The organism is Serratia rhizosphaerae, assembly GCF_009817885.1.
GTDB classification, from domain to species: Bacteria; Pseudomonadota; Gammaproteobacteria; order Enterobacterales; family Enterobacteriaceae; genus Serratia_B; species Serratia_B rhizosphaerae.
On record NZ_CP041764.1, the window covers coordinates 924,148 to 949,180 of the forward strand.

23 protein-coding genes and 1 tRNA gene are annotated in these 25,033 nt (G+C 58.0%); 16 read left to right on the forward strand and 8 right to left on the reverse strand.

Features of this window, described 5'->3' with window-relative positions; translation table 11 throughout:
- The first annotated feature begins 92 nt into the window (after positions 1-92).
- Positions 93-1,256 carry a M20 peptidase aminoacylase family protein gene (locus tag FO014_RS04385; protein ID WP_160027997.1) on the forward strand — a complete coding sequence of 388 codons (1,164 nt, stop codon included), beginning with the start codon at positions 93-95 and terminating at the stop codon, positions 1,254-1,256.
- 137 nt (positions 1,257-1,393) lie between these two features.
- Positions 1,394-1,870 (forward strand): cold-shock protein, encoded by a 477-nt coding sequence (locus FO014_RS04390; protein WP_160031349.1) that lies wholly within the window; start codon positions 1,394-1,396, stop codon positions 1,868-1,870.
- A gap of 38 nt (positions 1,871-1,908) precedes the next feature.
- On the opposite strand, the gene FO014_RS04395 is transcribed toward FO014_RS04390, so the two are convergent.
- Together FO014_RS04395 and FO014_RS04400 are read right to left on the reverse strand one after the other, a co-directional pair.
- Positions 1,909-3,357 carry a GGDEF domain-containing protein gene (locus FO014_RS04395; RefSeq protein ID WP_160027999.1) on the reverse strand — a complete coding sequence of 483 codons (1,449 nt, stop codon included), beginning with the start codon at positions 3,355-3,357 and terminating at the stop codon, positions 1,909-1,911.
- A gap of 619 nt (positions 3,358-3,976) precedes the next feature.
- On the reverse strand, positions 3,977-4,450 hold the full coding sequence (locus FO014_RS04400; protein ID WP_425500767.1) for a (R)-mandelonitrile lyase: 474 nt from the start codon (positions 4,448-4,450) through the stop codon (positions 3,977-3,979).
- A 181-nt stretch (positions 4,451-4,631) separates the two neighbouring features.
- Between FO014_RS04400 and FO014_RS04405 the strand changes: the two genes are divergently transcribed.
- A complete protein-coding gene (locus FO014_RS04405; RefSeq protein ID WP_160028001.1) occupies positions 4,632-5,540 on the forward strand; it encodes a LysR family transcriptional regulator in 909 nt (302 codons plus the stop codon).
- A gap of 1,440 nt (positions 5,541-6,980) precedes the next feature.
- Here the strand turns inward: FO014_RS04405 and FO014_RS04415 are convergent.
- Positions 6,981-7,217 carry a DUF4282 domain-containing protein gene (locus tag FO014_RS04415; RefSeq protein WP_160028005.1) on the reverse strand — a complete coding sequence of 79 codons (237 nt, stop codon included), beginning with the start codon at positions 7,215-7,217 and terminating at the stop codon, positions 6,981-6,983.
- A 279-nt stretch (positions 7,218-7,496) separates the two neighbouring features.
- Positions 7,497-7,573 (reverse strand) — tRNA-Arg (locus tag FO014_RS04420).
- Between the two features lie 326 nt (positions 7,574-7,899).
- Here FO014_RS04420 and folD point away from each other — a divergent pair.
- The 4 genes from folD (at position 7,900) to malI (ending at position 11,861) form a co-directional block, all read left to right on the forward strand.
- On the forward strand, positions 7,900-8,766 hold the full coding sequence (gene folD, locus FO014_RS04425; protein ID WP_160028007.1) for a bifunctional methylenetetrahydrofolate dehydrogenase/methenyltetrahydrofolate cyclohydrolase FolD: 867 nt from the start codon (positions 7,900-7,902) through the stop codon (positions 8,764-8,766).
- Positions 8,767-8,776: 10 nt separating this feature from the next.
- Entirely contained in the window at positions 8,777-8,989 is a 213-nt protein-coding gene (gene ybcJ / locus FO014_RS04430) for a ribosome-associated protein YbcJ (RefSeq protein ID WP_160028009.1), read from the forward strand.
- A gap of 265 nt (positions 8,990-9,254) precedes the next feature.
- Positions 9,255-10,754 carry a PTS transporter subunit EIIC gene (locus tag FO014_RS04435; RefSeq protein WP_160028011.1) on the forward strand — a complete coding sequence of 500 codons (1,500 nt, stop codon included), beginning with the start codon at positions 9,255-9,257 and terminating at the stop codon, positions 10,752-10,754.
- Positions 10,755-10,844: 90 nt separating this feature from the next.
- On the forward strand, positions 10,845-11,861 hold the full coding sequence (gene malI / locus FO014_RS04440; RefSeq protein WP_160028013.1) for a Mal regulon transcriptional regulator MalI: 1,017 nt from the start codon (positions 10,845-10,847) through the stop codon (positions 11,859-11,861).
- Positions 11,862-11,913: 52 nt separating this feature from the next.
- Here malI and cysS read toward each other — a convergent pair whose 3' ends face one another.
- Positions 11,914-13,299 (reverse strand): cysteine--tRNA ligase, encoded by a 1,386-nt coding sequence (gene cysS, locus FO014_RS04445; protein WP_160028015.1) that lies wholly within the window; start codon positions 13,297-13,299, stop codon positions 11,914-11,916.
- A gap of 286 nt (positions 13,300-13,585) precedes the next feature.
- Here cysS and ppiB point away from each other — a divergent pair, with 286 nt between their 5' ends.
- The 4 genes from ppiB (at position 13,586) to purK (ending at position 16,579) form a co-directional block, all read left to right on the forward strand.
- Positions 13,586-14,080, forward strand: a complete 495-nt coding sequence (ppiB, locus tag FO014_RS04450; RefSeq protein ID WP_105230084.1) for a peptidylprolyl isomerase B — start codon at positions 13,586-13,588, stop codon at positions 14,078-14,080.
- Positions 14,081-14,090: 10 nt separating this feature from the next.
- Positions 14,091-14,813, forward strand: coding sequence for a UDP-2,3-diacylglucosamine diphosphatase (locus FO014_RS04455; RefSeq protein WP_111737608.1), 723 nt, complete (start codon positions 14,091-14,093; stop codon positions 14,811-14,813).
- Between the two features lie 177 nt (positions 14,814-14,990).
- Positions 14,991-15,515, forward strand: coding sequence for a 5-(carboxyamino)imidazole ribonucleotide mutase (gene purE / locus FO014_RS04460; protein ID WP_160028017.1), 525 nt, complete (start codon positions 14,991-14,993; stop codon positions 15,513-15,515).
- Complete coding sequence (gene purK, locus FO014_RS04465; RefSeq protein WP_160028019.1) at positions 15,512-16,579, forward strand: 5-(carboxyamino)imidazole ribonucleotide synthase; 1,068 nt, start codon at positions 15,512-15,514, stop codon at positions 16,577-16,579. Before purE ends, purK begins: the two co-directional genes overlap by 4 nt.
- A 54-nt stretch (positions 16,580-16,633) precedes the next feature.
- Here purK and ybbP read toward each other — a convergent pair whose 3' ends face one another.
- Positions 16,634-19,066, reverse strand: coding sequence for a putative ABC transporter permease subunit YbbP (gene ybbP, locus FO014_RS04470; RefSeq protein ID WP_160028021.1), 2,433 nt, complete (start codon positions 19,064-19,066; stop codon positions 16,634-16,636).
- Positions 19,063-19,749, reverse strand: coding sequence for a putative ABC transporter ATP-binding protein YbbA (ybbA, locus tag FO014_RS04475; RefSeq protein ID WP_105230079.1), 687 nt, complete (start codon positions 19,747-19,749; stop codon positions 19,063-19,065). Before ybbA ends, ybbP begins: the two co-directional genes overlap by 4 nt.
- Between ybbA and tesA the strand changes: the two genes are divergently transcribed.
- From tesA to FO014_RS04490, 3 genes are all read left to right on the forward strand, one after another.
- Complete coding sequence (gene tesA, locus FO014_RS04480; protein WP_201282933.1) at positions 19,720-20,364, forward strand: multifunctional acyl-CoA thioesterase I/protease I/lysophospholipase L1; 645 nt, start codon at positions 19,720-19,722, stop codon at positions 20,362-20,364. The two genes, ybbA and tesA, sit on opposite strands and share 30 nt — an antisense overlap.
- 79 nt (positions 20,365-20,443) lie before the next feature.
- Positions 20,444-21,220 (forward strand): SDR family oxidoreductase, encoded by a 777-nt coding sequence (locus tag FO014_RS04485; protein ID WP_105230077.1) that lies wholly within the window; start codon positions 20,444-20,446, stop codon positions 21,218-21,220.
- 76 nt (positions 21,221-21,296) lie between these two features.
- Positions 21,297-22,151, forward strand: coding sequence for a co-chaperone YbbN (locus tag FO014_RS04490; RefSeq protein WP_111737611.1), 855 nt, complete (start codon positions 21,297-21,299; stop codon positions 22,149-22,151).
- A 52-nt stretch (positions 22,152-22,203) separates the two neighbouring features.
- Here the strand turns inward: FO014_RS04490 and cfa are convergent, their stop codons facing one another.
- Entirely contained in the window at positions 22,204-23,355 is a 1,152-nt protein-coding gene (cfa, locus tag FO014_RS04495) for a cyclopropane fatty acyl phospholipid synthase (protein WP_160028025.1), read from the reverse strand.
- A gap of 305 nt (positions 23,356-23,660) precedes the next feature.
- Here cfa and FO014_RS04500 point away from each other — a divergent pair, with 305 nt between their 5' ends.
- A complete protein-coding gene (locus FO014_RS04500) occupies positions 23,661-24,569 on the forward strand; it encodes an SPFH domain-containing protein (protein ID WP_105230074.1) in 909 nt (302 codons plus the stop codon).
- Entirely contained in the window at positions 24,569-25,030 is a 462-nt protein-coding gene (locus tag FO014_RS04505) for an NfeD family protein (protein ID WP_105230073.1), read from the forward strand. Before FO014_RS04500 ends, FO014_RS04505 begins: the two co-directional genes overlap by 1 nt.
- Positions 25,031-25,033 lie beyond the last annotated feature (3 nt).

A 25,033-nucleotide genomic window follows, 5' to 3' on the forward strand; every position in this document is an offset into this window, starting at 1 on the left:
CGAATAGCTATGAAATATAACCAGATAATCTTTTTGCTTCCGCCGTCGCTGGACTAGGGTTAAGCATAACCGCAGCTAAACGAGAGAAGCCTATGCCCTGTCAACTGGCCGACCAAATCGTCGCCTACCGCCGTGAACTGCATCAGCATCCCGAACTGTCCAATCAGGAATTCGCTACCACTGAACGCATTACCCGCTGGCTGCAGCAAGCCGGTATCCGCATCCTGCCGCTGGCGCTGACTACCGGCGTCGTGGCCGAAATCGGCAGCGGCGACGGGCCGCTGATCGCCCTGCGCGGCGATATTGACGCCCTGCCGATTGCGGAACTCGCCAACGTGCCTTTCGCCTCGCGCCATCATGGGGTAATGCACGCCTGCGGACACGATTTCCACACCGCGGTAATGCTCGGCGCCGCCCACCTGCTCAAAGCGCGTGAATCGTCACTCCCGGGCCGGGTACGTATCTTTTTCCAGCCGGCGGAAGAAACCTGCGACGGCGCGCAGCAGCTGATTGACGCCGGTGCGCTGGACGGCGTCGCGGCCGTGTTCGGCCTGCACAACGCGCCGGAATTGCCAACCGGCACCTTCGCCACCCGCGCCGGTCCCTTCTATGCCAATGTCGATCGCTTTCAGATCCGTATCACCGGCAAAGGCGCGCACGCCGCCAAACCGGAACAGGGCATTGATACCATCGTTACCGCCAGCCATATCGTAAACGCCCTGCAAACCCTGCCGAGCCGCAGTTTCAGCTCGCTGGAAGCGGTGGTGGTCAGCGTTACGCGCATCGAAGGCGGGAATACCTGGAATGTGCTGCCGCAGACGGTGGAGCTGGAAGGCACGGTGCGCACCCACAACGGTGACGTACGCCGTCAGGTACCGGATAAAATTCGCCGGGTGATTGACGGCGTAGCCGCCTCTCTGGGCGCTCAGGCCGAACTGTGCTGGCACCCCGGGCCGCCGGCGCTGATTAATCACCCCCGCTGGGCGGCCTTCAGCCAAACGGTGGCGAAGGAGTGCGGCTATCAGGTCGAAGAAGCTGAACTGCAGATGGGCGGCGAGGATTTTGCCATTTATCTGCATCATGTGCCCGGCGTGTTTGTCAGCATCGGCTCAGCCAGCGAATTCGGCCTGCATCATCCGCGCTTTACCCCCGATGAACAGGCAATTTTCCCGGCGTCGCAATATTTTGAACGCCTGGCGGAGCGCGTCCTGCAGCAGCTGGCTCAAGTTCCGCAACAGGCCGTCAGTCTCGCCTGACTCTCTCCGTTCCTCTTCCGCCGCGCCGGCGCGGCGTAAAGCCGGACATCATCATCCCGGCGCGCCGGCGCCTCTGTTGCTGCACGGCATTACGCGCTATCATAGGCGTTGTATTGAACGAATTAATGAGAATGATGATGAACGGCAAGATAACGACTTTTTTTGCAGAACAAGGTTTTGGATTTATTACCGATGAAAATGGGGAGAATCGCTATTTTCACGTGGTGAAAGTGCAAAACCCCGATCTGATTAAGAAAAACGCTGCGGTAACGTTTGAGCCGACCAACAACGCCAAAGGCCCCTCCGCCTATGCGGTGAAAGTGTTGGCCCCAAGTAAATACATCATCATCGCCAATGAACGTATAAAAATCAGCAGCATCAAATCCTTCCACACCTTCACCAAAGAAGTACCGGTGCAGAATCAGGTGGACAAAGAAAACACCGTATTGTCGGTTGGCCTGCTGATGAACCGTATTCGCCCGCAGACGGAAAGCGCCCCGGAGATGCAGACGCTGCGCATGCTGTCGGTGGTCACCTTCCAGAACGTGACCCATACATTCTCCGAACACGAGATCGATCTGGACGACACGCTGCAGGCGCTCCAGCGCCTGTAAACGTCAGGTGCGTGAGCCGGCCAAGGCTCACGCTGCCGCTATTCTTTAAACCAGATATGGTCGACGCTGCTGCCGCTCACCGTATTGAAAGACTCAACCCGGTTACGCCCCAGCGATTTGGCGCGATACAGCGCAATATCGGCCATATTCATCAGCTGCTCCCAGGATTTAACCTCTTTCATCGCCAGGCTGGCCACGCCGACGCTGATGGTCACTTTAAGCGCCTTATGACCGATTCTCACTTCGCTCTTTTCCACCTGCTGGCGCAGAAACTCGCCTAACGCCACCGCCTGAGCCGCCAGCGCGCGCGGCAATACCACGGCGAATTCTTCACCGCCAAGACGTCCGAGGGGTTGATCGCGACGCAGCTCACGCCGCAATACATGCGTAACATGCGTCAAGACCCTGTCGCCGACGGTATGCCCATGGGTATCATTAATCAGCTTAAAGTGATCAATATCAATCAGCAGCAGCGATACCGCCTCTTTGGAGCGACGCTTGTGTTCCAGCAACTCCCTGGCCTTACGCGTCAGCGCGCTGCGCGTCAGCGTTCCGGTGAGAAAGTCATGATTGCCGCTATGTTCCAGGCGGCGCACCAGTTTGCGGTTGGCCACCATTGAGCTGGAGAGGATCAGCGGTCCCATCACCAACATGGCGATCCCCAGACGTGCAGACATCAGAGTATCCAGCAACGCGCCGCGGGAAGCCGGCGTTTCGTATAGCATCACATTGGCGGAAATAGCGCTGATCTCCACCACCCCGGTCAGCAGGGTCAACAGCGTCACACTAAACAGCTGATAACGCACCGCGCACCACAGCAACGCCGGAATCGGGAACGCGATAGCGCCGGGGCCGCCGATATAGATGCTAAACAGCAACGACCCCAGCAATGCCAACAGCGGCAGGCTGTCGCGCAGACTCCAGTGATACTGCATACGCAGCAGCGTTTTTAACCGCGGCGCCGCCAGCAGTACGGGTAAAATCAGCAAGGTCGTGGAGAATTGTTCGCTGAACCACGCCAGCCAGGCGGTCAGCACCGAATTATTATACAGACTGTCATTACGCAGTATCGACAGTGTCGACGCCACCACGGCACCGGCCAGGCAGGCAGCAAACAGGTACAAAATAGCCTGCGGGTTACCCATGCGCCGCTGAGACTGCGGCAACAGCTGCATCACGCAATACCCCGTCGCCACCAGCGACATATTGCACAGGTTCAGCCACAGCGCCAGTATCCAGCCTTCTCCGGTGGTCAAATCCGCGCCGATCATAGCGGTATAGGTCACCAGCCAGCCTAACGGCCTGGCATAGGCCGGCTTGCGCAACAGTACGCCCAGCAGAATGGCGTTTACCGGCCAGAATAATGACAGGGAATCAACGGGACGGGAAAAGATGCCGACTAAAGAAAGGAAAAAAACCAGCAAAAAAAGATTAATCAGTCGCACTGCGCCAGGCAGCCCATGCTTAGAAATTATTCTGGCGTTCATAGCCTGAACCACGCAAACATCATAACCAGAACAGTTGTATGCATATCATTCCATGCCCCAGCAAAATAAGGAGAATATATAAACCAGATTGCGACGGGAAAAACCAGACGGTTCAAAGACAAAAAGACATTAACCTTTATTTAACAGAATCATCCTATATCTGCCTGCGTATAGGTCCGTTTCCCACAGAAGCGCCTCTTTGGTTAATAGCATAGCGCAACCTACTGTATTGAGGAACAAACATAAAACCACAATAATAGTGTGAGATAATCACATATAACTATTCAGAAAATGTCCTTTAGCATTATTTAATCGTAGGAATAATAACGCGTAGCACTCCCTTCTCCGGGAAGCTTTCGGCCATGATGCCGTCGTCAGATGGATGTCACGCCGGCACCTCCTCCCTGGAGACGCAAATAAAAAAAATCCCGCACAAGGCGGGATAAACTCAATGGGGATAGGTAATACACTACAGGAAAGGAATAACACACAACATCATCGGGTGAGTTAACACTATCAACTTGAGTGTATAGATTTGTCATCCTTGGGTAAGTTTGCTCAGGCAGATGTAACGCTGGATGGAAATAATAGACATCGCAGCCGCCCCGCTTCCCTCTGGCTACCGTTGGCGATACTGCTCGTCGCTAACCTGTTCCAGCCACGTCACCGGACTGCCGTCGAGCGATTCAGCAATGGCAATATGCGTCATGGCTGTATCAGCCGTAGCGCCATGCCAGTGTTTTACGCCCTGCGGGATCCAGACAATATCCCCCGGATGCATCTCCTGGACTTTATCCCCCCACGCCTGCACCCAGCCGCGCCCTTGCGTCACGATTAACGTTTGACCCAGCGGGTGCGTATGCCAGGCGGTGCGCGCGCCCGGCTCAAACGTTACGGTTGCGCCGCCGACGCGGGCATCATCACTGCCCTGGAAAGGCGCGTCAATCCTCACCCGTCCGGTAAAATAACTCGCCGGTCCCGCCTGAGAAGGCAGTGCGCCACTGCGCTGTACATTGACTTTATCCTCTTCGGCAACAGAAACCGACGGTACGAGCATAGACAGCATCATGGTTGAAGCAGCAAAAAATTTCATAGCGTCCCCTTAGTCATGGCAGGTTGTTTGCAATGACTAAACGGTAACGGGATTCTTTTAGCTGAAAAAGTAGGTAAACAGGCAAGGAGATATGAACTGAATTCATTAATATACTGCAGCGCCGCTGCGCCGACACTACAATGGTAATACCCAGGTGTGTACAGCGCAGGCCACAAAAACAATGTTAAGAGAGAATGTTAACGATTTAATCTCATTTCTGATGGTGGCGCAGGAGCGCAGCTTCACCCGAGCCGCCGCCAAACTGAACGTATCTCAATCGGCGCTCAGCCATGCCGTCCGCGGTCTGGAAGAACGCCTTGCCGTGCGATTACTCACCCGAACCACGCGCAATGTCGCGCCAACCGAAGCCGGCGAACGTCTGGCTGACGCCATCGGCCCGCACTTCACCGCGATTGAAAGCGAGCTGCTGGCATTAGGAGAAATGCGCGACCGCCCCGCCGGCAATATCCGTATCTCCGCCGGCGAGCATGCGCTTGACGCGGTGCTGTGGCCGGCGTTGAAGCCTTTCTTGCAGCGCTACCCCGATATCAAGGTAGAAATCATCGCCGACGACAGCCTGACCGATATCGTCAGCGAACGCTTTGATGCCGGTATTCGCCTCGGCGAACAGATCGCCAAAGACATGATCGCCGTGCGTATCGGCCCGGATATCCGTCTGGTGGTCGCCGGATCGCCGGATTATCTGGCGAAAAATGGCATCCCCGCCACCCCGCAGGCGCTACAGCGCCACCGCTGTATCAATATGCGTCTGCTGACGCTGGGCGGCATCTATGCCTGGGAGTTTGCAAAAGACGGGCAGGAAATTAAAGTGCGCGTTGACGGACAGGTTACCTTCAACAGCCTGCGCCAGCGCATCGACGCCGCCAGCGAAGGATTAGGGCTGACTTTCGTACCGGAAGACGCGATACAGGAGGAAGTTGCCAACGGCAGGCTGATGACCGTACTCGACGAGTGGTGTCCGCCTCTTTCCGGCTATTATCTGTATTACCCCAGCCGCAAACAGCACACTACCGCGTTCTCTCTGTTGCTTGAAGCATTGCGCTATCCGCCTCCGGCAACAGGCGGATAGCGCTTAGCCTGTACGCGCTCTCAATCATTAACGACATGCTGACGAGATCCGTCGGTACTATCAGGGCGTTGTTTAAAGTCAGTGCGCAGATGCTTGGGCTGCACGGCCCGCCCCGCAGAGCGGAATATCACTAACTATATAGTGGTTCCCAAATTGCGAGAAACGGACCGGGCGCCGCGTGTGATAACCCAAATGCACGATGCCGTGTAGCCCCCTGCACATCTCCTCTCCCGTGCATCACGATGTCATTCGGGGTATTATTGCCGCCTCACTGCCGCCATGGTGGCAATATGGCCTTTATATATATCACCAGAAGATATGACCTTCTGGTGTAGTGTGGAGCTTTTGGTTAAGATCAAAGGACTGCGGATAAATGCGATTTTTCATCGGTTTTCTTATCATCATGAGCCCGATACTGTGGCTTACTGATACGCTTGGCAAGTTTGCCATTGTTGCCTGGCTGGCAAACAGCGTAATTCTTACCTGTATCGCCAAATATATCGTAAACAGCAAACCCAAAGAGTATAACGAGGATCAGGATGTATTTTGATGTCTTTATCTCAATATTTAGTTAACAATAGCTCAGCATAAGCAAGAACAAGTTTCTCGTGAATACGCCGGTACGCTTATCCATAAACAATGCATTAGCTTATCACGTTAATGACAAGTAACCCGCCTAGGGTTTTCCATGTCTAATCTCCTGGTCTATACATGGAGCAGAAAAGCATGAAAATATTTACGTTCTTAGGCATTGTTTCGGAAATACATTAGATACCATCCCTATCTGACTCAGCGAGCCGACTGAAACGGTTTTACTGGTACCACGGGAAGAAAGGGGAAACTTGACTCAGCTGACAACAATTACCGGTGTTTTATAAAGGAGAAACGTTTCCGTCCAGGCAACTCTTAGCCATCTTGGTACAATAACCCATAGTCTGCAATAATCTGCACTTGTTGTTCTATCGGGTAATTTTGCAGCCGTTTCCTATCCAGTTTATAACTGTAATTAGCTGCCCAACTGAAAAGGCCTCACATTTTACCCACATACCATGCTGATGATACCAAACATGTACCATTTCATGGATAAATAGGTGCTTATCTCTTAGGTTTGGCGTTGCGGAAAAGTCAGGAAAATACAATTTTCTCTGAACCAGAACTCATCGTTAGGGGCCATCATAACACGCTGAGCTTATAGTCCGAATGGCAAACAACTGTCGCAATGTACCCACACTCGAGAGTATATGATAGTTCATAGAAAGACTTCATACGCCAGAGCGATTTCACCCAACGTAAATAGACTTAAGCTTCCCTCATCTACTTCCATATTTCCCCATCAAACAGTCATCCTTATAAAATAAACATCACTTCACGCAGACGTAGCCAAACCCAGATTACTCCAAAAATAAAAATGCCGGAATTTACCGGCATGAGTTTACCTGATTAAGGTTTTTCAGCTATTTTTCGCAGATATTCGTTATTCTTAAAGGCAATAATAACCATCTCGAATGCCACACGGACAAATACGCCGCCAATCAGGATGCCAAGCAGACCACTAAGCACCCCGCTGTACGTCATGACGCCAATCCCGCTGATTACCACGCCTAACAGCGTTAACCAATAAATCACAGTGATGATTTTTGGCGTAAGCATCGAATCAAAGAATAAAATATTTCTCATTAACTCCACCTTGTTTTTATATATACCATTCCATAAATTCCACACCTGTGTAGCTGTTCTATTTTGTCATATTAATAAGGCCAGCGGCTAATCATATATATGCATAGATGGCTCAGAAATCACACTTCTGATATGCAATAGGGGAATAGATTTATTGCTACTGATACGAGATAACGTTTTTAACGCACAATGACACGCTTGGTTCATTCATACTCAGATAAATCGAACATCAACGGAACGAAGAAAATATTTGCTTAAGGGGAAGGCAAAAAACCGACATGGTACGCCCTGTAGGACTCGAACCTACGACCTACGGCTTAGAAGGCCGTTGCTCTATCCAGCTGAGCTAAGGGCGCATTGCAGAGATGCGGCAACCCGGAACCCGGGGTTGCGGCTTGGATTATACGGCCCGAAGAGAGTGAGTCAATGCCTTTTCATTGTGTCGCCGCCGCCAGCGCGTTTTATGCTGATTTTTCCACCAGCATCGGATGCTAACATCCTGATCTCTTAGCGCTAATCAGGCGTTTTACTGATGTGAAAACATGCGTATTGCACGGTCTCACGCCCTCTCGCCTTCACCGCGCATGTGACATTAACACGATTCAGCGCCTGACAGCGCGCTCAGCTTCTGACAAAATAGCGCCATCCCCCGCTTTTTCTTAAATGATGGATTTCCACACCGATGGCAGCAAAGATTATTGATGGTAAAACGATTGCGCAGCAGGTTAGAAGCGAAGTGGCTGAGCAAGTTAAACAACGTCTGGCCGCAGGAAAACGCGCGCCGGGTCTGGCGGTTGTGCTGGTGGGCGAAAACCCGGCCTCACAGATTTATGTCGCCAGTAAGCGCCGCGCCTGCGAAGAAGTCGGCTTTGTTTCCCGCTCTTACGATCTGCCGGCCTCCACCAGTGAAGCAGAGCTGCTCCAGCTGATCGACCAGCTGAATGCCGACGCGGAAATCGACGGGATTCTGGTGCAGCTGCCGCTGCCTGCCGGCATTGATAACGTCAAGGTGCTGGAACGTATCCATCCGGACAAAGACGTCGACGGCTTCCACCCGTACAACGTCGGTCGTCTGTGCCAGCGCGCGCCGAAGCTGCGCCCGTGCACCCCGCGCGGCATAGTCACCCTGCTGGAGCGCTATAATATCGATACCTACGGCCTGAACGCGGTAGTGGTCGGCGCATCCAACATCGTCGGACGCCCGATGAGCATGGAACTGTTGCTGGCCGGCTGCACCACCACCGTGACGCACCGTTTTACCAAAAACCTGCGCCATCACGTGGAAAATGCCGACCTGCTGGTGGTGGCCGTCGGTAAACCGGGCTTTATCCCGGGCGACTGGATCAAACCGGGCGCTATCGTGATTGATGTCGGCATCAACCGTCTGGAAAGCGGTAAAGTGGTCGGCGACGTCGACTTTGACGCCGCCAGCGAACGCGCCGCCTATATTACGCCGGTTCCCGGCGGCGTCGGCCCGATGACCGTCGCCACGCTGATTCAAAACACCTTGCAGGCCTGCGAGGAATATCATGACGTTCAACCTAAATAAGTAAGGCAGTATGGAAATTTTTAATCTGGATACCCACCCGCACGTCGAACTTTGCGATCTGCTGAAGTTTCAAGGCTGGTGTGAAAGCGGCGGCGCGGCGAAAGAAGTCATCGCCGATGGCCTGGTCCACGTTGACGGCCAGGTGGAAACCCGCAAGCGCTGCAAAATCGTCGCCGGACAGCAGGTCAGCTTTTCCGGCCGGACGGTCACCGTTCAGGCTTAATCACCGCGATTAAAAAAACCGGGTTGCACACGCGCAACCCGGCTTTCTCAGGTTCCCCTTTCCGTCCCCCTCGTATGCAGCTTCCTGCCGTCTATTTCTCGATCATCGTCAAAGAATTACTTTTTCCTCTGGCTGAATGTAAAAATTAAGTTGCACGCCCTACCGAGTTGCCAGACGATAAGTAGAACGTTCTACTAGAACGTTCTACTTACAATAACAGCGCCATTTTCCGCGCATCCAGGGTCTCACATCGGGGGAAAACAGCATGAGTCTGTTCTCAGGGTTTGTTAAATCGTTATCCAAACTATCCATGATTGGCCGCGCGCTGATGCTGCCGATCTCACTGTTGCCGGCTGCCGGCCTGCTGCTGGCATTCGGCGACAAATTCCATCTGCCGCTGATGATGAATGCCGGCGGGGTGATTTTCGATAACCTGCCGATGCTGTTCGCCATCGGCTCGGCGGTGGGGCTGGCGTCAGAATCAGGCATTGCCGCACTGTCCGCCGCCGTGTCGGTGTTCGTCACCAATATCACCATCGGTACGCTACTCGGCATCACGCCGGAGATGGCCGCCCAGGGCGGAAAATATGCGTTGGTGGTCGGCATTCCCACCCTGCAGATGGGCGTATTCGGCGGCCTGATCTGCGGCATTCTCGCCGCCTGGTGCTATAACCGCTTCCACGCTATGCAGCTGCCGGAGTTCCTTGGTTTCTTCTCCGGTAAACGCTTTGTGGCCATCGCCACCGCTTTTTTGTCGTTCATCATGGGCCTGCTGCTGCCCTACGTCTGGCAGCATATTCAGTCGGGCATTGATGCGCTCTCGGTGGTGGTCAACGGCGATAATCAGGCGGCCTCCACCTTTATCTTCGGGCTGGTGGAGCGCGCGCTGATCCCGCTTGGCCTGCACCATATCTGGTATCCCTCCTTTTGGTATTCGTTTGGCGACTACACCACCGCCGCCGGTCAGGTGATCCACGGCGATCAGACCATCTGGTTCAAAATGCTGGAAGAAGGCGTGAAATCCTTCAGCAGCGACAGCTATCAGGACGCCGGTAAATTTATGCAGGGCGAATTCCCGCTGATGCTGTTCGCCCTGCCGGCGGCCTGCCTGGCGATGTATCATGAAGCCCAGACGGCCAACAAAAAAATCGCCGCCGGCATTCTGTTTTCCGCCGCGCTGACCTGCTTTTTGACCGGCATCACCGAGCCGGTGGAGTTCACCTTTATCTTCGTGGCGCCAATTTTGTACGTCTTTAACGCCATCATGGCCGGCCTGGCGTATATGACCATGTATCTGCTGCATGCGCATATCGCCAAGTCGTTCTCGGCCGGCTTTATCGACTACCTGTCATTCGGCATTCTGCCTTCGTTCAACGGATATCAGACCCACTTCCTCAGCGCCGTTATCGTCGGTATTCCGATGGCGCTGATCTACTACTTCACCTTCCGCTTTGTCATCCGCCGCTTCGACGTCAAAACGCCGGGCCGCACCAACGTAACCGCCAATGCGGATGACAAGACCGACAGCGAGCTGGCAACGGAAATCATCGGCCTGCTGGGCGGCGCACAGAATATTGACTCCGTCGGTTCCTGCATCACCCGCCTGCGTCTTGAGGTGGCGGACAGCAAAGCGGTGGATAAAGACGGCCTGAACGGCCTCGGGGCGCGCGGCGTGGTGTTCGTCGGCGATAGCGGTATTCAGGTGATTTTTGGCGCGCGGGCGCAATTTATTGCCCAAACCATGTCGACGATGATTGGCAAATAAGCGGAAGATGGTAGGCTGTGAGCGTCTCCGTCATCGTTCGGAGACGTTGTTTTATCTCGCTGATTACGGCGGATTTTTCCGGGAGCAGGTTTGAAGAAAGTCAGCATTATCGACGTGGCAAAACAGGCGGGAGTTTCCGTCTCGACGGTGTCGCTGGTTCTGCGCCAGAAGGGCAAAATCTCCGACGCCACCATCGCCAGGGTGCAGGCCGCTATCCGCCAGTTGGGCTACGTGCACAACGTGGCGGCAGCCAATTTGCGCGCCAGCACCTCAAACCTGATTGGCCTGATCCTGCGGGATTTCAGCGACAGCTTCTCCATCAAGGTGATGGCCAGCATCGTGCAGGAACTGGAAGCCCAGGGCTATATGGTGTTTCTCGGCCAGCCGCAGGATGAACAGGAGCACCTGGAGCGCTGTCTGCTCTCTTTCAAGCAGCAGGGAGTGGCCGGGGTGATTTATCTGGCGTCCGACGCCGCCCGCCCGCAGCTGCCCGCGCTTATCCGCCAGTGTCCGCTGCCGCTGGTGGCGGTTTCACAATCGCTGCTGGAGGAAGAGTGTAACCTGGTGATGCGTGATAACCGCCAGGCCGCGGGGCTGGCCACCCGCTATCTGATCGAACGCGGACACCGCAGCATCGGCTATATTGGCGGGCGGCAGGATTCACTGATTCGCCAGCAGCGGCTGCTGGGATTTCATGGCATGCTTGCCCAGCACGGCATCGCCTGCAAAGAAGAATCCGTCCCCGCCTGCAGCGATGATACCCAGGCCGCCAGCCAGGCCACCCGTCGTTTGCTTGAACAAAACAATACCATCACCGCCCTGCTCTGCCACTCGCCGGACGCCATGCTTGGCTGTATCAACGGTATTCATCAGGTGGGACGCACCATCGGCAAGGATGTGTTTCTGACGCAGCAGGTGGCGCTGATTGGCTTTGAGGACATGCTGCACGTCAACCTGACCTCGCCGTCGTTTACCTACGTCTCTTCCGCCAGTGAAGAGACCGGCCGCCAGGCCGCCGCGCTGATGCTGCGCCAGCTGAAGGAGCCGGCGTTACAGACCCAGCGCATCACGCTGTCCGGCCAGTTGGTCAGCCGGGAGTCGGCATAAAAAAAGCCGGGGAGTGAAACACTCGCCCGGCCTGAGAACCGCTTTATAGCGCTTACTTACGGCGCCAGGTGGTGCCCTGCGGGCCGTCTTCCAGCACGATACCCATTTCGTTCAGCCGATCGCGGGCTGAGTCCGCCAGCGCCCAATCTTTCGATTTACGCGCGTCGTTACGCTGCTTAATCAGCGCTTCAATCTCTGCCACTTCACCGTCATCGGCCTGCGCGCCGCTCTGCAGGAACGCTTCCGGCTCCTGCTGCAGCAGGCCCAGCACTTTCGCCAGTTTGCGCAGCTCGGCCGCCATGGCGTTGGCCGCCGCCATATCTTCGCTTTTCAGGCGGTTGACTTCGCGCGCCAGATCGAACAGCGCCGAATAGGCTTCCGGCGTATTGAAGTCATCGTCCATCGCCTCGCGGAAACGTGCCTCAAAGGCTTCGCCGCCGGCAGGCTGTGCCGCCGGGTCGGTGCCGCGCAGCGCGGTATACAGACGCTCCAGCGAAGCGCGCGCCTGTTTCAGGTTCTCTTCGCTGTAGTTCAGCTGGCTACGGTAGTGGCCGGACATCAGGAAGTAACGCACGGTTTCCGCATCGTAATAGCCCAACACGTCGCGAATGGTGAAGAAGTTGTTCAGCGACTTGGACATTTTCTCGCGGTCGATCATCACCATGCCGGAGTGCATCCAGTAGTTGACGTACGGGCCGTCGTGAGCGCAGCTGGACTGGGCGATTTCGTTTTCATGGTGCGGGAACATCAGATCCGAGCCGCCGCCGTGAATATCGAAATGGGTGCCAAGCTGTTTGCAGTTCATCGCCGAGCACTCGATGTGCCAGCCCGGACGGCCTACGCCCCACGGTGATTCCCAGCTCGGTTCGCCCGGCTTGGACATTTTCCACAGCACGAAGTCCATCGGGTTGCGTTTAACGTCGTCAACCTCTACCCGCGCGCCGGCCTGCAACTGTTCCAGATCCTGACGCGACAGCAGACCGTAATCCGCATCGCTGTCGATAGAGAACATCACGTCGCCGTTGCTGGCCACGTAGGCGTGATCGCGATCCAGCAGGCGCTGGGTAATCTCGATAATCTCGGCGATATGCTGCGTGGCGCGCGGCTCCTGATCCGGACGTTCAATCAGCAGCGCGTCAAAATCGGCGTGCATCTCCGCCAGCATGCGGCCGGTCAGCTGATCGCAGGTTTCGCCGTTTTCCGCCGCCCGGCGGATGATTTTGTCGTCCACGTCGGTCACGTTGCGTACGTAGTTCAGATCGTAACCGAGGTAGCGCAGGTAGCGCGCCACCACGTCAAAGGCGACAAAGGTGCGGCCGTGGCCGATATGACACAGATCGTAAATGGTTACCCCGCACACATACATACCGACCTTTCCGGCATGAATTGGTTTGAATTCCTCTTTTTGACGACTCAGGGTATTAAAAATCTTTAGCATCGGGACATTCCGTGGTGTGCGTTGTAACAATATTAATAACAGGGATCCGCGTATTGAACCCCGAAGACCGCAGTAATGCAAGGTTAAGGCCAAGGAATGCTGACATCCTCGGCAGAAAACCCGGCGCCGCGCGCCGCCTTCCGCTGTTATCTTATAACAAAAATCAACGGGCAGACAGCGCAAGCCAAGCCCGCTGCTGACTCGCTAATAGAGATATGTTATAAGGTCGGTCTGATTGTTTACAGTCCGCTGTAGCATCTCACTTCACCTTGTTAGGATTAAAACTATGGTTACTTTCCACACCAATCACGGCGACATCGTCATCAAGACCTTTGCCGACAAAGCACCGGTCACCGTTGAAAACTTCCTGAACTACTGCCGCGCAGGTTTCTACGACAACACCATTTTCCACCGTGTTATCAATGGCTTTATGATTCAAGGCGGTGGTTTTGAACCTGGCATGAACCAGAAAAGCACCCAGGCGCCAATCAAAAACGAAGCCAACAACGGCCTGCAGAACACCCGCGGCACGCTGGCAATGGCGCGCACCAACGATCCGCACTCCGCCACCGCACAGTTCTTCATCAACGTGGTTGATAACGACTTCCTGAACTTCCGCGGCGAAAACGCGCAGGGCTGGGGCTACTGCGTATTTGCTGAAGTTGTCGAAGGCATGGACGTGGTCGACAAGATCAAAGGCGTGAAAACCGGCCGCAGCGGCATGCACCAGGACGTACCGGTCGAAGACGTGGTCGTCACCAGCGTTACCGTCAGCGAGTAATTGCGACGGCATGCACACGCTGTTTATCGCAGATCTGCATTTATGCGCACAGGAACCGGCAATTACTGCCGGTTTTCTGCATTTTTTGCAGCGCGACGCCGTTCACGCGGACGCGTTATATATCCTTGGCGACCTGTTTGAAGCCTGGATCGGCGACGACGATCCTGAACCGCTGCACGCCGAGATCGCCGCCGCGCTGAAGGCGCTGCAGCAGGCCGGCGTCCCCTGCTATTTCATCCACGGCAACCGCGACTTCCTGCTGGGCAAACGCTTCGCCCGCGCCAGCGGCATGACCCTGCTGCCGGAAGAGCAGGTGCTGGAACTGTACGGCCGCCGCATTCTGATCCTGCACGGCGACACGCTGTGCACCGACGATCGTGACTACCAGCACTTCCGCCGCCGCGTGCATAATCCGCTGATTCAGAAACTGTTTCTGGCGCTGCCGCTGCGCTGGCGTCTGAAAATCGCCGCCGGTATGCGCGCCCGCAGCCAGCAGAGCAATCAGCACAAAACGCTGGATATTATGGACGTGAATCCGCAGGCGGTTGAGCAGACGATGGCGCGCCACAACGTGCGCTGGATGATCCACGGCCATACGCATCGTCCCGCCATCCACGAACTTTCGCTGCACGGCGCAGCGGCGCATCGCGCGGTATTGGGCGCCTGGCACCAGGAAGGCTCAATGATCAAAGTCAGCCGTGACGACGTCGAGCTGATCGCCTTCCCATTCTGATACAGCGCTAACTTCCTGACTTCAGGCGCGAGTGGAAAAATTCGCGCTTTTCACGGTGAAAACCGGCCACGCAACCGTTTTCCTTGCCGTGCGCCCGTGGTATGCTCTACGCCCTCAAATGGCTTGCCGCCTCAGGCAATTGGCCAACGCTTGTACAATGACAGGAGCCTTACACCCATGGGAGCCAACGCCGCTTCAGCCACCACCGCTGGCGCTAAAATCGCAATTGTAATGGGATCGAAAAGTGACTGGGCCACCATGCAATTTGCGGCCGACGTCCTGACCACGCTTGATGTCCCTTTCCATGTTGAAGTCGTCTCCGCTCACCGCACGCCGGATAAACTGTTCAGCTTCGCCGAACAGGCCGACGCTAACGGTTTCGATGTGATCATCGCCGGCGCCGGCGGCGCGGCGCACCTGCCGGGCATGCTGGCGGCGAAAACGCTGGTGCCGGTGCTGGGTGTGCCGGTGCAGAGCGCGGCGCTAAGCGGCGTAGACAGCCTGTATTCCATCGTCCAGATGCCGCGCGGCATTCCGGTGGGTACGCTGGCGATTGGCAAGGCAGGCGCGGCCAATGCCGCGCTGCTGGCGGCGCAGATCCTGGCGCGCCACGATGGCTCCCTGGCGCAGCGGCTGGCCGACTGGCGTCAGGCGCAGACCGACGAGGTGCTGGGCAATCCGGATCCGCGGGAGGAAGCATGAAGCCGGTTTGCGTACTGGGCAATGGCCAGTTGGGCCGCATGCTGCGCCAGGCCGGCGAACCGCTGGGGATCGCCGTCTATCCGGTCGGTCTGGATGCCGAACCGGAAGCGGTGCCGTATCAAAACAGCGTGATTACCGCCGAGATCGAACGTTGGCCGGAAACCGCACTGACGCGCGAACTGGCGACCCACGGCAGCTTCGTCAACCGTGATATCTTCCCGCGTCTGGCCGACCGTCTGACGCAAAAGCAACTGCTTGACCAGCTGAACCTGGCGACCGCACCGTGGCAACTGCTGGCTGACGCGGCCGAATGGCCGCAGGTGTTCGCCAAACTGGGTGAACTGGCGATCGTCAAACGCCGCGTCGGCGGCTACGATGGCCGCGGCCAGTGGCGCCTGCGCCCCGGCCAGGAAGCCGAACTGCCGGCCGACGCCTATGGCGAATGCATCGTCGAGCAGGGCATCAATTTCTCCGGCGAGGTGTCATTGGTAGGCGCACGCGGGCACGATGGCCAGTGCGTGTTTTATCCGCTGACCCATAATCTGCACGAAGAGGGCATTCTGCGCACCAGCGTGGCGCTGCCGACGCCGAATCCGGCGCTGCAGCAACAGGCGGAGCAGATGCTGTCAGCGATCCTCAACGCCCTGAACTATGTCGGCGTGATGGCGATGGAGTGCTTTATCGTCGGCGATCGGCTGCTGATCAACGAGCTGGCGCCACGGGTGCACAACAGCGGCCACTGGACGCAAAACGGCGCCTCCATCAGCCAGTTCGAGCTGCATCTGCGCGCCATTCTCGGCCTGCCGCTGCCGACGCCGGTGGTCAATACTCCGTCGGTGATGGTGAACCTGATCGGCACCGACGTGGACAGCGCCTGGCTGGGACTGCCGCTGGTGCATCTGCACTGGTATGACAAAGAGGTGCGCGCCGGCCGCAAAGTCGGGCACCTGAACCTCAACAATCCCGACGCCGGCGCGTTGCGGCAGGCGTTGCAGCAGCTGGAACCGCTGCTGCCCGCCGAGTACCAAAGCGGCCTGAACTGGGCACAGCAGAAACTGGCGTAATCCGCGCTGCGGCAAAAAAAGGGTTCGGCACTGCCGAACCCTTTGTTATTGGTGCTAACCGTCATAGCGGCGGAACAGCGCCTGCCCGCGCAGTAACCGCACGCCCAGCCAACCGCCGCACAGCGACAACAGCAGCGCGCTGAGCAGCGGCAGCGCCCACCACAGCAGCGGCGTCGGCTGCCACGGGAAGTCAAACACCCGGCTCTGCAGCTGCCACAGCGCGGCTTCGGCCCCCAGCGCTGCCGCAAACCCCGCGGCCAGCCCCAACAGCGCAAACTCGCACCACAGCGTACGCCGCAACAGGCGCTTGCTCGCTCCCAGCGTGCGGTACACCACCAGTTCCTGACGACGTTGGCGCATGCCCACCTGCACCTGAGCCAACAGCAATAAGCCGCCGCACAGCACCACCAGAATCACCATCACCTCCAGCGCCCGGCTGACCTGCTGCAGCACACCGCCGACCTGATGCAAAATGGCGCCGATATCCAACAGGCTGAGCGTCGGGAACTGCCGGTTCAGCTGGGTCAGCATGCTGCCGTCACCGCCGTAGCGGAAACTGGTCAGCCAGGTCTGCGGCTGGCCGTCCAGCGCCCCCGGCGGGAAGATAAAGTAGAAATTAGGCCGCAGGCTCTCCCAATCCACCTGCCGCAGGCTGGTGACTTTCGCCTGGAATGACTGGGTATCGCCGCTGAAGGTCAGCGTGTCGCCCAGTTTTACCTTCAGCCGCTCCGCAATGCCGGCATCCATCGATACTTCGCCGCGCTGCGGCGGCCACTGGCCTGCGGTCAGCGGATTGTGCTGCGGCCGCTGCGCCAGCCAGGTCAGATTCAACTCACGGTTGACCGCCTCGCCGCCGGGATCGTCCTCACGCACCAGCTCGGTCGCCGCCTGCTGATTAATCTCCGTCAGGCGTACGCGCACAATCGGATAGAAAGTTTCCGGCGCGATCTGATGCTGCTGCAGGAAACTGCGTACCTGCGGCACCTGCTGCGCCGTCATATTCATCAGAAAGTAGTTCGGCGCCTCCGGCGGCAGCTGTTGCTGCCAGCGCTCCAGCAGATCGCCGCGCAGCACCAGCAACAGCGCCAACAGCATAAACGACATGGAAAAGGCCGCCAGTTGGCTGACGGTAACCCACGGCTGGTGCAGCAGCCGGTTGACCGCCAGCCGCAACGCCAGGTTGCGCAGCCTGATGCGGCGCAGCAGCGCGATGCAGCCCCAACCGATCGCGCCGAGCAGCAACGCCAGCACCACCGTGCCGGCCAATACTGACCACAGCAGCGTACTGCCCCCCATCAACAGGCTCAGCAACGCCACCACGATCAACAGCGCCGCCGGCAGGAAGTAACGCAGCGGCCAGACGTTGGCCACCACATCGCGCCGCAGCACGCGCAGCGGCTGGGTCGCCAGCAGTTGCCGGTAAGGGCGCAGCCCCACCAGCAGGGAGATCATCACCAGCGCACCCAGCGCCCACAGCCACGGCCAGCCGCCAGCGGCCGGCAGCGCCTTGGGCAGCACCGGCGCCAACAGCCGGATCAGCAATGCCTCAAACGCCAGCCCCAGCAGGCTGCCGCACAGCGCCGCCAGCAGCAACACCGCCAGCCATTGGCCGACAATCAGCCGCCGCAGCGCCTTGCGGCCGGCGCCCAGCGTTTTCAGCACCGCCATCAAATCATGACGGCTGCGGCAATAGTGGCTCATCGCCACCGCTACCGCAGCAACTGCCAGCAACAGCGTCAGCAATGCCGACAGCAGCAGAAACTGCTGCGAACGCTGCAGCGATTTGCCCAGCGCGCCGCCGGCGTTCTCCGTATCAAACCAGCGCTGATCGGCCTTCAGCTGCGGCGTCAGCGTCGCCGCGTAACGGTCCAGATCCGCCTCGGCACCGGCAAACATATAGCGATAGGTCAGGCGGCTGCCGGGTTGCACCGCGCCGGTTTTCTCGACGTCCGCCATATTGATCAGAATACGCGGCGCGGTCTGGAAAGGATTAAACCCGGAGTCCGGCTCCTGCAGTATTTCCCCGGCGATGCGCAGCGTGGCGTCGCCGACGTCCAGTTCATCGCCCACTTTGACGCCCAGCAGCGCCAGCAGCCGCGGCGCCACCAGCACCGTGCCCGGCTGTGGCTTGACGTTCGCCGGGCGCGTTTCCAGCTTGCCGTACAGCGGATAAGCCAGATCGGTCGCCTTAACGTTGGCCAACTGCGGCCGATCGCCGGCGTAGGTCATGGTGGTAAAAGAGAGCTGGCGGCTTATCTGCAGGTTTTGCCGGCTGGCGTCAAGCAGCCAGCCTTCCGGCACCGGATGCGCGCTGCGCAGCACCCGGTCACCGGCGATAAAATCGCGGCTCTGCTGGCTCAGGCCTTTTTCCATCCGGTCGCTGATGCTGCCGAGCGCCAGCACGCAGGCCACCGCCAGCGTCAGCGCCAGCCAGACAATCAGCAGCGACGGCGAACGCCATTCCCGCCAAAACCAGCGCCAAATCATGCTTCCTCCCACAGCTTGCCGTCACGCAAGCGCAGCCGGCGCTGGCAGCGCGCCGCCAGCGTTTCATCGTGGGTCACCAGAATCAGGGTGGTGGCGTAATCGCGATTGAGGGAAAACAGCAGATCGGCGATGCGCTCGCCGGTCTGCCGGTCGAGGTTGCCGGTCGGCTCATCGGCAAACAGCACGCGCGGCCGGCCGCTGAAGGCACGCGCCAGCGCCACCCGCTGCTGCTCGCCGCCGGACAACTGCGCCGGCAGGTGATCCAGCCGCTGCCCCAGGCCAAGCTGCTCCAGCAGCTGCACCGCCTGTTCGCGGCTGCGGCGATCGCTCTCGCCGCGCAGCAGCGCCGGCAACTGCACATTTTCCAGCGCGTTCAGCGTCGGCACCAGCATAAAGGACTGAAAAACAAAACCGACGTTGCTGGCGCGCAGCGCAGCGCGCCCTTCTTCATCCAGCGCGCTCAGCGACTCGCCCAGCAGATGCACCTCGCCGTCGCTGCCGTCATCCAGCCCGGCCAGGATCCCGAGCAGCGTCGACTTGCCGGAACCGGACTCGCCGATCAGGGCAAGAGTCTGCGCAGGTTTGACAACCAGCTCGACTCCGGTAAGGATGGTGAGCTGATGCTCACCCTGACCAACGTGCTTACTAAGATGATGAACTTCAAGAACGTTTTCCGCAGGCATTTTCCCATCCTTCTGCTGTTGGGTTTATTCTGTTTACGTGCGGCGGCTGCCGATACGTTATTGATTCTTGGCGACAGTTTAAGCGCCGGCTACCGCCTGCCGGTGGCGCAGGCCTGGCCGACGCGGCTGGCCGAACAGTGGCGGAAACAGCCCGGCAGACCCGAAGTGATCAACGCCAGCATCAGCGGTGATACCGCCGCTCAGGGACTGGCGCGCCTGCCGGCGCTGCTGAAACAGCATCAGCCGCGCTGGGTACTGATTGAGCTCGGCGCCAACGACGGGCTGCGCGGTTTTCCTCCGCCGGATCTGCAACGCGACCTTGGGCAAATAATCACCCTGACGCAGCAGGCCGGCGCCCGTCCGCTGCTAATGCAGATTCGGATACCACCGAACTACGGCCGCCGCTATACTGAATCATTCAGCGCGGTCTACCCGCGGCTTGCCAAACAGTTCAGTATCCCCCTGCTGCCGTTCTTTATGGAGCAGGTGGCAATTAAGCCGGAGTGGATGCAGGATGACAGCCTGCACCCGAATCTGGATGCCCAGCCGTTTATCGCCAACTGGATGGCGGAACGCCTGACCCCCTTAGTGACACAGAAGCCTGCGCCCCATTGATCCATGCCGTATTGCGGCAACATCGATGCGGCTAGTATGACGGGTATAATCAAATTAGGGATGAAGAGTAGGTAAAGTTATGCAAAAAGCGGTATTAATCACCGGCTGCTCCAGCGGGATCGGCCTGATCGCGGCGCAGGATTTACGCAGCCGCGGTTATCGCGTGCTGGCCGCCTGCCGCAAGGCGCAGGACGTCGACCATATGCAGCAGTTCGGCTTTGAGAGCATCCAGCTGGATCTGGACGACAGCGCCAGCGTCGAGCGCGCGGCGGCGCAGGTGATCGAGATGACCGGCGGCCGCCTGTACGGCCTGTTCAATAACGGCGGCTACGGCGTTTACGGCCCGCTCAGCGGCATCTCCCGCCAACAGCTGGAACAGCAGTTTTCCACCAACCTGTTCGGCACCCACCAGCTGACGCAGCTGCTGCTGCCGGCTATGCTGCCGCACGGCGAGGGGCGCATTATCCAGACCAGTTCGGTGATGGGGCTGGTCGCCAGCGCCGGACGCGGCGCCTACGCCGCCAGTAAATTCGCGCTGGAAGCCTGGTCCGACGCCCTACGTATGGAGCTGCACGGCAGCGGTATTCAGGTCAGCCTGATCGAGCCCGGCCCGCTGACCACCCAGTTTACCCAGAACGTCAATCAGACCCGCAGCGATAAGCCCGTACATAACCCCGGTATCGCCAAACGCCTGACGCTGCCGCCGGAGGCGGTGCTGCCCAAACTGCGCCATGCGCTGGAAAGCCCGAAAGCCAAACTGCGCTATCCGGTCACTTTGCTGGCGCACGCGCTGAGCGTGCTGCGCCGTATTCTGCCCGGCCGGGCGTTGGACTGGCTGCTGCGCGGCAACGGTTAATTGCATTACCGGGGTTGAAGGATGCGTCCCCTGCCCCCACGTAGCCCTATATGCTTCGCAGATCAGAGAGAAAATAATGCTAACGCCGACAGTTATTGAGATTAACGAAACCAACCTGCATCAGACGCTGGAACAGTCAATGTCCGTTCCGGTGCTGTTTTACTTCTGGTCCGAACGCAGCCAACACTGCCTGCAGTTAACGCCGGTGCTGGACAAACTGGCGGCGGAATACGCCGGTCAGTTTGTACTGGCGAAAGTCGACTGCGATGCCCAACAGGCGATCGCCGCGCAATTCGGCCTGCGCTCCATCCCTACCGTCTATCTGTTCAAAGACGGCCAGCCGGTGGACGGCTTCCAGGGACCGCAGCCGGAAGAAGCCATTCGCGAACTGCTGCAGCGCGTTCTGCCGAAAGAAGAAGACCTGAAGCTGGCGCAGGCCGGCGAACTGCTGCAGGAGGGCAAGGCGATCGATGCGCTGCCGCTGCTGAAAGAAGCCTGGCAGACCAGCAATCAACGCAGCGATATCGGCCTGCTGCTGGCGGAAACCCAACTGACGCTGAACCGCGTTGAAGACGCCGAAGCGGTGCTGGCCACCATTCCGCTGCAGGATCGCGATACCCGCTATCAGGGGTTGGTGGCGCAGATTGAACTGCTGAAACAGGCCGCCGATACGCCGGAGATCCAACAGCTGCAGCAGCAGGTCGAGCAGGATCCCGCCAACGCCGAGCTGGCGACCCAGTTGGCCTTGCAGTTGCATCAGGTCGGCCGTAATGAAGAGGCGCTGGAACTGCTGATGGGGCATTTGAAACAGGATTTGGCCGCTGCCAACGGCAACGCGCGCAAAACCCTGATGGATATCCTCGCCGCGCTGGGCACCGGCGACGCACTGGCCGGCAAATATCGCCGCCAGCTGTATTCCCTGCTGTACTGATTCCCCGCCGCCATCGGGGCCGGCACGCCCCGATGGTTCGCCGTTTATACGCTCAGCGATAAACCCGCACGCCGCCCTCTACCCCTTTCGGGCTGAACAACACCTGCCACAGCTGAATATTGCGCGAACGGAAAGCACCGGCGCAGGCGTTCAGGTAATAGGTGAACATCCGTTCAAAACGTTCCGAATAGTCAGCAGCCAGCTCGGGCCATGCCCGTTTAAAATTCTCCAGCCAGGCCATCAGCGTACGATCGTAGTCCGCGCCGATATTGTGCCAGTCTTCCATTACAAAACGCCCTTCGCTGGCATCGGCAATATGTTTGACCGACGGCAGACAGCCGTTGGGGAAAATGTATTTATCAATCCAGGCGTCCACGTTCAGGTCGGTCTGGTTGGAGCCGATGGTGTGCAATAAAAATAAACCGTCCGGGCGCAGATTGCGTGCTGCAACGCTGAAGTAGGTGTCGTAATTCTTCGGTCCGACATGTTCGAACATGCCGACGGAAACAATACGGTCGAACTGCTGGTGCAGATCGCGGTAATCCTGCAGCAGAATCTCGACGTCCAGCCCGGCGCAGCGCTGCTGCGCCATTTTTTGCTGCTCGGCGGAAATCGTCACGCCAAACACCTTCACGCCGTAATGTTCCGCCGCATACTGCGCCAGACCGCCCCAGCCGCAGCCGATATCCAGCAGCGTCATCCCCGGCTTCAGCTGCAGCTTTTCGCAGATCATGCGCAACTTACCCTGCTGCGCCTGCGCCAGCGTTGTGGCCTCTTTCCAGTAGCCGCAGGAGTATTGCATATAGGGATCGAGCATACGGCTGAACAGATCATTGCCGATATCGTAATGCTCTTTGCCCACCTGCCAGGCACGTTTACGCGACTGGCGGTTAAACAGCCGGGCGTAGGCAATACGCGCAATATCGGCGATATTCTTCGGCAGCCGTTCGTCAACGCCGGCGCGCAGCAGGCGGCTGAATAACATATCCAGACGCTCACACTCCCACCAGCCGTCCATATAGCTTTCACCGAAGCCCAGCGATCCTTCCTGCAGCACCCGCTTAAACATCTGCGGATTATTCACCTGAATATCAAACGCCTGGCCGCCGTTAATCGTAATACCGGCCTGCGCCAGCATCTCTTCAACCATGGCGTACCAGCGATCTTTTCTACGAGACAGCGTATTAATACCGACCGAATCCATAACCATCCTCAACGCAGAAGACGTTTCAAAAAGCATAGTCGCAAATTGAAATGACAAAATTTTGAAAGGAGATAAGTGCGTGAATGCAGGGTACCCAACGCGGGAAACGGTATGAAATGAATTAAAATTATTAATAACATGCCTAATTGGCATATTTACCTGCACGGATAGCGCCGGTAACCGCCGTTCGGACACTCAGTACGGCTGGCGGAGTGAGGAATATCGACATTCAGGCAGAGAAAGCAGGCTTTACCCGGTAAAGTGTCGTAATATTCACTTACATCTGTAAAACAGGAGGTTATGCAATGTTCGCTTTTATTATTATCGTGATTGTCGTGGCGTTGGTCACCGTTTTCGCCGGCGTCAAAATCGTGCCGCAAGGTTACCAGTGGACGGTAGAACGCTTCGGCCGTTATACCAAAACCTTAATGCCGGGCCTGAATCTGGTGGTGCCGTTTGTCGATCGCATCGGCCGTAAAATCAATATGATGGAACAGGTGTTGGATATCCCGTCGCAGGAGGTCATTTCCCGCGATAACGCCAACGTCTCCATCGACGCCGTCTGCTTTATTCAGGTGATCGATCCCGCGCGTGCGGCCTATGAGGTCAGCAATCTGGAACTGGCGATCATCAACCTGACCATGACCAACTTCCGCACCGTGCTGGGCGCCATGGAGCTGGACGAAATGCTGTCGCAGCGCGATAACATCAACAGCCGCCTGCTGCAGATTGTCGACGAAGCCACCAACCCGTGGGGCGTGAAGATCACCCGCATCGAAATCCGCGATGTACGTCCGCCGGCCGAACTGGTGGCCTCCATGAACGCCCAGATGAAGGCGGAGCGCACCAAGCGCGCCGATATTCTGGAGGCTGAAGGGGTGCGTCAGGCGGCAATCCTGCGCGCCGAAGGGGAAAAACAGTCGCAGATTCTGAAGGCGGAAGGCGAGCGGCAGTCGGCGTTCCTGCAGGCGGAAGCACGTGAACGTGCGGCCGAAGCGGAAGCGCGGGCCACCCAGTTGGTGTCTGACGCGATCGCCAGCGGCGACATCCAGGCGGTGAACTACTTTGTCGCGCAAAAATACACCGACGCGCTACAAAGCATCGGCGCCGCCGATAACAGCAAGGTGGTGATGATGCCGCTCGACGCCAGCAGCCTGCTCGGCTCTATCGGCGGCATCGCCGAACTGCTGAAAGACGGCAAAGGAAAAGCGTAATGCTGGCGGCGATTGTGGAAAACCCGCAGTGGTTCTGGCTGTCGCTCGGCGGCCTGCTGCTGATTGCCGAGATGCTCGGCACCAGCGGTTATCTGCTGTGGAGCGGCGTGGCGGCGGCAATCGTCGGCACGCTGGTCTGGCTGTTTCCGGGCATCGGCTGGGAATGGCAAGGGGTGCTGTTTGCCATTTTGGTCGTCGTGGTCGCCTACCTGTGGTGGTATTGGCTGCGCGCCCGTGCCTCCGCCAGCGACGGCGCTCAGGCGCTTAACCAACGCAACCGGCAGCTGATCGGCACCCGCGCTACGCTGACCGAACCGCTGCATAACGGCCTGGGTCGCATTAATATCGGCGACGGCAGCTGGCGCGCCCGCGCGGCGCAAGATTTACCGGCGGGCACCGAAGTGGAAGTGGTCGCCGTGGAGGGCACGACGCTGGTGATCCGCGCCGTCAACCGCGGATAACGG

Bases quoted from the DNA above. Each gene is read 5' to 3' on its own strand.
- cysS (WP_160028015.1), bottom strand. From the start codon at position 13,299: ATGCTAAAGATTTTTAATACCCTGAGTCGTCAAAAAGAGGAATTCAAA.
- ybbP (WP_160028021.1), bottom strand. From the start codon at position 19,066: ATGATTTGGCGCTGGTTTTGGCGGGAATGGCGTTCGCCGTCGCTGCTG.
- FO014_RS04405 (WP_160028001.1), top strand. From the start codon at position 4,632: ATGTTAAGAGAGAATGTTAACGATTTAATCTCATTTCTGATGGTGGCG.
- cfa (WP_160028025.1), bottom strand. From the start codon at position 23,355: ATGGATTCGGTCGGTATTAATACGCTGTCTCGTAGAAAAGATCGCTGG.
- ybcJ (WP_160028009.1), top strand. From the start codon at position 8,777: ATGGAAATTTTTAATCTGGATACCCACCCGCACGTCGAACTTTGCGAT.
- FO014_RS04415 (WP_160028005.1), bottom strand. From the start codon at position 7,217: ATGAGAAATATTTTATTCTTTGATTCGATGCTTACGCCAAAAATCATC.
- FO014_RS04505 (WP_105230073.1), top strand. From the start codon at position 24,569: ATGCTGGCGGCGATTGTGGAAAACCCGCAGTGGTTCTGGCTGTCGCTC.
- FO014_RS04490 (WP_111737611.1), top strand. From the start codon at position 21,297: ATGCTAACGCCGACAGTTATTGAGATTAACGAAACCAACCTGCATCAG.
- FO014_RS04400 (WP_425500767.1), bottom strand. From the start codon at position 4,450: ATGAAATTTTTTGCTGCTTCAACCATGATGCTGTCTATGCTCGTACCG.
- purE (WP_160028017.1), top strand. From the start codon at position 14,991: ATGGGAGCCAACGCCGCTTCAGCCACCACCGCTGGCGCTAAAATCGCA.
- FO014_RS04385 (WP_160027997.1), top strand. From the start codon at position 93: ATGCCCTGTCAACTGGCCGACCAAATCGTCGCCTACCGCCGTGAACTG.
- FO014_RS04390 (WP_160031349.1), top strand. From the start codon at position 1,394: ATGAACGGCAAGATAACGACTTTTTTTGCAGAACAAGGTTTTGGATTT.
- FO014_RS04395 (WP_160027999.1), bottom strand. From the start codon at position 3,357: ATGAACGCCAGAATAATTTCTAAGCATGGGCTGCCTGGCGCAGTGCGA.
- purK (WP_160028019.1), top strand. From the start codon at position 15,512: ATGAAGCCGGTTTGCGTACTGGGCAATGGCCAGTTGGGCCGCATGCTG.
- FO014_RS04455 (WP_111737608.1), top strand. From the start codon at position 14,091: ATGCACACGCTGTTTATCGCAGATCTGCATTTATGCGCACAGGAACCG.
- FO014_RS04500 (WP_105230074.1), top strand. From the start codon at position 23,661: ATGTTCGCTTTTATTATTATCGTGATTGTCGTGGCGTTGGTCACCGTT.
- ppiB (WP_105230084.1), top strand. From the start codon at position 13,586: ATGGTTACTTTCCACACCAATCACGGCGACATCGTCATCAAGACCTTT.
- folD (WP_160028007.1), top strand. From the start codon at position 7,900: ATGGCAGCAAAGATTATTGATGGTAAAACGATTGCGCAGCAGGTTAGA.
- FO014_RS04435 (WP_160028011.1), top strand. From the start codon at position 9,255: ATGAGTCTGTTCTCAGGGTTTGTTAAATCGTTATCCAAACTATCCATG.
- ybbA (WP_105230079.1), bottom strand. From the start codon at position 19,749: ATGCCTGCGGAAAACGTTCTTGAAGTTCATCATCTTAGTAAGCACGTT.
- tesA (WP_201282933.1), top strand. From the start codon at position 19,720: ATGAACTTCAAGAACGTTTTCCGCAGGCATTTTCCCATCCTTCTGCTG.
- FO014_RS04485 (WP_105230077.1), top strand. From the start codon at position 20,444: ATGCAAAAAGCGGTATTAATCACCGGCTGCTCCAGCGGGATCGGCCTG.